This window comes from Streptomyces sp. NPDC059900, assembly GCF_050270335.1.
Lineage (GTDB): Bacteria > Actinomycetota > Actinomycetes > Streptomycetales > Streptomycetaceae > Streptomyces.
The window spans coordinates 1-6192 of sequence record NZ_JBNNJZ010000491.1; the positions used below are offsets into that span (position 1 = coordinate 1).

Genomic DNA, 6192 nt, shown 5'->3' on the forward strand with positions numbered 1-6192 from the left:
TAGTACGACGAGGCAGGCCCGGGGTTTGTGAGTGGCGGGGGCATAGCCGTTGCCGGCACCGATCGGGTGAGTGCTCCCTCCCGCGCCTCCGACGGCGTTGGCGGCCACCTCATTGAGCGGTGCAGTGCGCCCCGCTTGCTGGCGGGCCCGGCTAGCGGAGGGCGGACCGGCGCGGGGCGCATGCGGCGGCCGGGGCGGGTGTCGAGCCCTTCCGGGCCCACGACCGGCCGACTCGTGCGCTCACCGGCTTCTTGGAGGCTCGATATCTTCGACGGAGTCAGCTCATCAGTGCGGAGCTGCGGGTGGTCGCCGGGCAAGGACCTCGCGGGCGAAGTCGGCCAGGGACATGGCCTTGGCCCGGGCGGTGGTGCGCAGCCAGGCGAGGGCGTCGTTCGTGCTGATCTGCTGGGCGACGGAGAGGACGCCGATCGCGGTGTTGATGTCGCCTTGATCGGCGCTGGTCCTGGCCTGCTCGCTGATATCGCCCTTCAGGTCGGCCAGCAGCACAGCGGTGGCGATCTGGGCGAACACCTCGGCGTCGGCGGGTGGTTGAGTGATCCCCCTGCCGCGGTGGTAGAGGGTGAGGGTGCCCACGGTCGTGGTGGCAGTGGACAGGGGATAGGCGAACGCGGCACCGACGCCGATACGGCACGCGGCATCCGTGAACAGTGGCCAACTGGAGCTGGGCTGGTCAAGCAGGGGCACCAGAACAGGCTCGCCGGTGGCGAATGCGGTCAGCGACGGCCCGCTGCCGGTGACCCACTGCAGTTCCTCGGCCTGCTGCCCCCACAGGGACGTGACGGCAAGCTGGACGTTGTCAGACCCGCTACCGTGCAGGGTGATCACGGCGGCGTCGGTACCGGGCAACTCCCGCACCGCACAGTCGCACACCGCGGCGAGGCATCCACGGCCGGGCGGGCCCTGACGGGCGGCGTGGGTGATCCCGTGCCACAACTCGTCCCGCCGGGCGAGACCGGCCGCCGACACGCCACCGGCGCCGCCCGCACCCGCATCTGACAGGTCAGCCGACACCACTGGTCCGGCCGCCCGGAGGGCGCGCTGGTGAAAGGCCAGGGCCCGCATCGCGCCGCGCAGCAGCACCGGTGGCTGCCCCGTGCCATCCTTCGCCCCGATCCCCCCGGCATGGTGCAGCGACTCGTACACCGTGGTGATGTCCTCGATATGATGCAGGGCGCCCACGACGCGCCCATCGGCGTCCACCAGCGGGGAGTTGACAGGACTCCAGGCCTTGACGCGGAAGACGCCGGGGGCCCTGGATTCGGCGATGTCGTAACGCTGGATGTCCATGTCATGAGGGGTGCCGCGGCGCATGACCCGCTCCAGTGACGCGGTGAGGTTGCGCACGCCGGTCGAACCCGGGTCCCCGGGGTTGTCGGGGAAGGCGTCGAAGAGGAACGCGTCGATCAGTTCCTCGCGCGAGCGTCCGGTGGCACGCAGATAGGCCGGGTTGACACCGCGGATGTAGAAGTCCGTATCCAGCAGCAGATACGGCGCCGTGGTTACCTTGAACAAGGGACTGTCGGATGTGGTCCGCAGCGTGTCATGCACCAGCACACACCTCCCGGTATCGGACGAAGACGGCTGATTGCAGAGCGTAGCCACTCGAGGCGGACGCCAGCAGCCGTATGCGATACCGGGCACCTGTGCATGCCCCGTGTTGACCGACGTTCCTGCGGGGGCCCGCCCACTGGATTCGACAACGCGCACGACAGAAGACGAACGCCGTCGAACATGGCACCCTCCGGTCCGACTTGCCGGACCTTTCTGAAAATCGACGGATCGCTGCTGCTCGCCGTGCAGGGACCCCACCGGCCCTACGAACGCGCCATGCCCGGCGGGCTGCTGTACACCCAGCACGTCGAGGCGGACGAACCAGTAGAGGGTGCCATGGAAGTAGCGGCGGACGGCGAGTGTCAGTGCCGGATGGCAGGCTCCTGCTCATGAGCGACGAGTCTTTCAACTGGAGCACGTTCCTCGGCCGTTGGCAGGAGGAGTGGGTCCCGCGCGCGGACCATGAGGAGGAGGACGGCGAGGGCAATGCCCTCACTCCGGCCAACCCCGGGGCGAGCGAGGCGGAGATAGCCGCTGCCGAGAAGCGTCTGGGGCTGCGGCTGCCGCCCTCGTATCGGCAATTTCTTGCCGTGAGCGACGGGTGGCACGTGGACCAGACGGCCGGGGTCTATCAGCTCGGCGGAGTCGCGGACATCGACTGGAGCCGCGACCCGTATGACTTGACCGCTCTGTACACGGAGAACCTGGACGAGGACCCGAGCGAAAAGGAGGTGCTGCTGGCCGGAATGTGGGCGCGGTCGCTGCGTCTGGAGACGGACTCCGACATGACGCTGGCCCTGCTCGACCCGGGCGACCGCGACGACGACGGCGAGTGGGCGCTCTACATCTACAAGGGCTGGAGCGGTGAATTCCCGGACCGCTATCCCTCGTTCCGCGCGTACATGGAGGCGATGTACCGAGCCTTCCACGCCGATCGGGTGGAGCGCCCCGACTTCGACAACGCGACCACACGGGCCCAGGACGCACACGTCGAGAACGCCCGCCTCCTTGCGCTGCGCGGACGCTACGAAGACGCCCTGCCCCTGCTCGAGGAGGCAGCCTCCTTCGGCCGGCCGCACAGCTTCTGGATGCTGCGCCAGATCCAGCATCTGCAGGCTCCGCGCGGCAGTCAGGACTACGGCCTCTTGGTGGCCGATCCGCGCTATCTTCCCGAACTGCTTCCGGTGCAGGCCCGGGAAGCGGCGTCCGGCTCACGGCGGCAGGACGGCGACGACCACTGGCTGGGGATGATGGCCGCCCGTGGCGTCGCAAGGGAAGTCGCCGAGGACCTGCTCCGCGCGATGCATGAGGGCACTTATCGCTATGCGCCGCCGGGTGTGTGGGGCCGGGCGGTCGCCGAAGCCCGCGAAACGGCTCGCTGGGGTGCGACCGATGCCGCGTGGCGCGTGCTGCGCAAAGCTCTCGTGCACTGGGAGGCTCCCGGACCGCAGCTGATCGCGCCGCTCGGACTGCTGTCCGATCCGATCCTGGCCCCGCTCATCACCCCCGAACGCGGGCGGGAAATCCTTGCGACGCCGCGCGCCGGTGAGCCGGGCCCCCTTCCCGAACCGGCGCCGGATCTCGACCCGCCGGGCCTGACCTGGCTGATGACCGCCGGGCCCTTCGGGCGGCCCTGCGACGGCTACCGCTGCATCTGGGCCGAGGGCGTCGACCCCTCCACGCTGCCGGCCCTGATCGGCGAGGAGGGCGCCGAACTCAGCACGCCGGTGGAAGCGCACAGTGCGCATCGGCGGATGCGGCAGAACCACGAGCGCGAGGGCGTGGAGCTGTGGGAAGACCGCGCGGAGGTCGTCGTCGGCCTCACTGCCCAAGGGTGGGCGTTCGCCTTCGACGGCCACTCGTCGCGCAGCATGAACCACCTGTTCCAGTCACCCGCGCCGACCATATCCGCGCCGGGCCGCGTGGTGGTGGTCTGGCGCGAGCCGCTGAGCCACGACAGGGACGGCCACCCGGCCGCATTCCATCTGTCGGTGGCCGAGCGGGGCAAGGAGCTCTACGCGTTCACCGTGCGGGGCGCGGACATCCAGGCCTCCGGCTCCATCCCCGAGGCCCTCAGCCCCGGGCGGCTGTTCGGTGCACATGAGACGCAACTCGACGCAGAGAAACGCGTACTGGAAGCCCTGCACGCCGAACTGGGGCTTTCTCTGCCCTGTTTCGCACTGACCCGGGGCAGCCTGCCCATGTGCACGACCCGCTCCTGGACCCGGGCTCCGCGCGCGGGCGAGGGCTTTGCCTACCTGAGCTTCGGACGGCATCGGTTCTGACCCGGGCCGCCTACGGCATGGCACGTCTCTGGTCTCGCACCGTTGGAGATCAGGACGTGGCCGTGCCGCCGCGCGGGGCGATGCGCTCACCTTGCTCGCGGCTCATGGCGTGAAGGGGCCGTCGTCCGCGAAGGTGTGGGCGGCGAAGCGTTTGCCCATCCGGCGGTAGGCAACTGCGGTGGGGTGCAGGCCGTCGGCCAGGTCGTCCGTGTCATTGGGGCCCAGCAGCTCACGGCCGTCGAGATAGTGCAGATGCGGGTCGTGTCGCTGCCGTACGTTCACGATCCGTTCCAGTTCGGCGCGGACCACCGCCAGCGACAGCGCCCCGGCGGCCACTTGCGCCGGGTCGCCCACGGAGGTGACCTTCCCGTCCGGGCTGATCATGGCGGGCCCGGGACTGTCCTCGAAGGCCGGGCAACTGATCGGGGACATCAGCAGCAACGGGGTGTCCGGATGCCCGTCCCGGATGGTGTCCAGGAAACCGTGCACCGCGGGACCGAACGTCCGCAGCCGGAAGGCAGCCAGCGTGACGATGTTGATGCCGACCTTGAGGCTGATCAGATCGGCGGGCATGTCGCGGATCGTACGGGCAACATAGGGGTCCAACAGCGCATTGCCTGCCTGGCTGAGGTTGATGACATCCACCCCGCCCAGTGCGGCCGCCACCACCGGCCACGTACCGGTGGGGCCGTCGGCCTCGATGCAGTGGCTGATGGAACTGCCGTGGTGCACCCAGCAGCGCCGACCCTCCGAGCGCGGCGGCAGCACGTCGCCGTCGGCGCGCAGTGCCACCAGCTCCGTGGGAGTCTGCTGCGGCAGCCACAGCTCGATGTCCTTCATGCCGGCCAGCAACCCGGCGAACCGCACCACCGCCGGCTCGCCCGGAATCACCCGCCGCACCTGCCCGGGACCGGCCATCTGCAGCACGTTGCCCACCGGTGCCTGCCGACGTGCGGCCAGGGTGCCGTTCACCATCAGCTCCAGCATCCCGGTCGGGCGGAGCCCGGGGTCGCTGTCGAGCTGCCCTGTGGAGGTGAGTATCTCGAACTCCAGCGCACACGCGTCAGTACGGAAGACCAGGCGCACGCCCGACGGCATCACCGCCGCCCCGTGCACCCCCGCATCCTGATACTGCTCCCTGGTCCACGCGGGCAACCGGGACGGCATTACACCCGTCGGCGTGATCTCTACGTCCAGCGCACCCCGCAGCTCCACAGGCCCGCCCGTCAGCGGTACCGCCCGCATTGCCACCGTCATCTCTCCTGCCCCCGGGGCGCAGACACGTGATGCCATTGCGCCGTCGCCGACTCAACCTAGTGATCGTCGACTTCGATGACAATCGATCGACGTTCTGGTGTGCGGCGCCACCGGAGATCCGGCCAAGGGGCCGCCAACGTTCAAGCGGTCGTCTGGTGGATGAGGTGGTCGATGACGTCAGGATGGCTGTGGCGGGGGAGGTAGGCGGCTCGTTGGCGGTCGGCTCCGTTGCCCTGCCCGGCGAGACGATAACGGGCGGTGCGGGCAGCGGCGAGGTCGTCGGGGGCCAGCGCGGACAACGCCGTGTCGCGGAGCCGACCGAGGTGGCGCGCGGCGGACTGGAGCCTGCCGGTGGACAAGTCGATGCTCTGCCCCCGGCTGCCGTCGCGCGCGGCGCGCCAGTACGCGGCCCGCAGCAACTCTGCTTCCGGACGCGGCGCGGGCTGCCCGGCGCGCACGGCGCTGAGAGCGGCGGCGGTGAGACCTTTGACGACGGCTGCCAGGAGAAGGGTGTCGTCGATGGTGGGCGCGGCGTCGGCGACCCGGATCTCCAGGGTCGGCAGGTGGTGAGAGGGGCGGATGTCCCAGTACACGCCGCCGCGGTCTTGCAGTGTGCGGCTGGTGATGAGCCGGCCGACGAGGGCCTCGTAGTGGGAAGCGGACTCGAAGTAGGGCGGGGGGCCCGCTACGGGCCAGCGGCTCCAGGTCAGAGTGCGCCAACTGTCGTAGCCGGTGTCTTGACCGTCCCAGTAGGGCGAGTTGGCGCACTGGGCGATCAGCGCGGGCAGCCAGGGGCGCAGGTGGTTGCTGACGGCGAGCGCGGTGGCGAGGTCGGGGATTTCGACGTGGACGTGGCAGGCGCACACGGTCTGTTCGTGGTCCAGGGCACGAAAGGTGGCCAGACTCTCTGCGTAGCGCTTCCCGGCCGAAAGGGGCGGGGGAGTGTGCTGGCCAAGGACGGGTGTGCCGCTGGAGATGATGCGCAGCCCCAGGCGGGCAGCGGCGCGCGCGACTGCCTGGCGGCTCAGGCGCAGATCCTTGCGCAGGCCCGTGAGGTCGGTGTGGGGCAGGGTGCGGA

The 6192-nt window shown here is 70.0% G+C and carries 4 protein-coding genes; 1 reads left to right on the forward strand and 3 read right to left on the reverse strand.

The window, feature by feature from the left end; genetic code table 11:
• Positions 1 to 285: 285 nt before the first annotated feature.
• Positions 286 to 1569, reverse strand: coding sequence for a PAS domain-containing protein (locus tag ACQKIP_RS37060; protein WP_427745143.1), 1284 nt, complete (start codon positions 1567 to 1569; stop codon positions 286 to 288).
• Between the two features lie 392 nt (positions 1570 to 1961).
• Here ACQKIP_RS37060 and ACQKIP_RS37065 point away from each other — a divergent pair, with 392 nt between their 5' ends.
• Positions 1962 to 3857, forward strand: coding sequence for an SMI1/KNR4 family protein (locus ACQKIP_RS37065; RefSeq protein WP_365866847.1), 1896 nt, complete (start codon positions 1962 to 1964; stop codon positions 3855 to 3857).
• A gap of 102 nt (positions 3858 to 3959) precedes the next feature.
• On the opposite strand, the gene ACQKIP_RS37070 is transcribed toward ACQKIP_RS37065, so the two are convergent.
• Together ACQKIP_RS37070 and ACQKIP_RS37075 are read right to left on the reverse strand one after the other, a co-directional pair.
• Positions 3960 to 5114, reverse strand: coding sequence for a lipase (locus ACQKIP_RS37070; RefSeq protein WP_365866849.1), 1155 nt, complete (start codon positions 5112 to 5114; stop codon positions 3960 to 3962).
• A 140-nt stretch (positions 5115 to 5254) separates the two neighbouring features.
• Positions 5255 to 6192 (reverse strand): carboxylate-amine ligase (locus tag ACQKIP_RS37075; protein WP_427745144.1); only part of this gene is annotated, 938 nt, incomplete at its 5' end.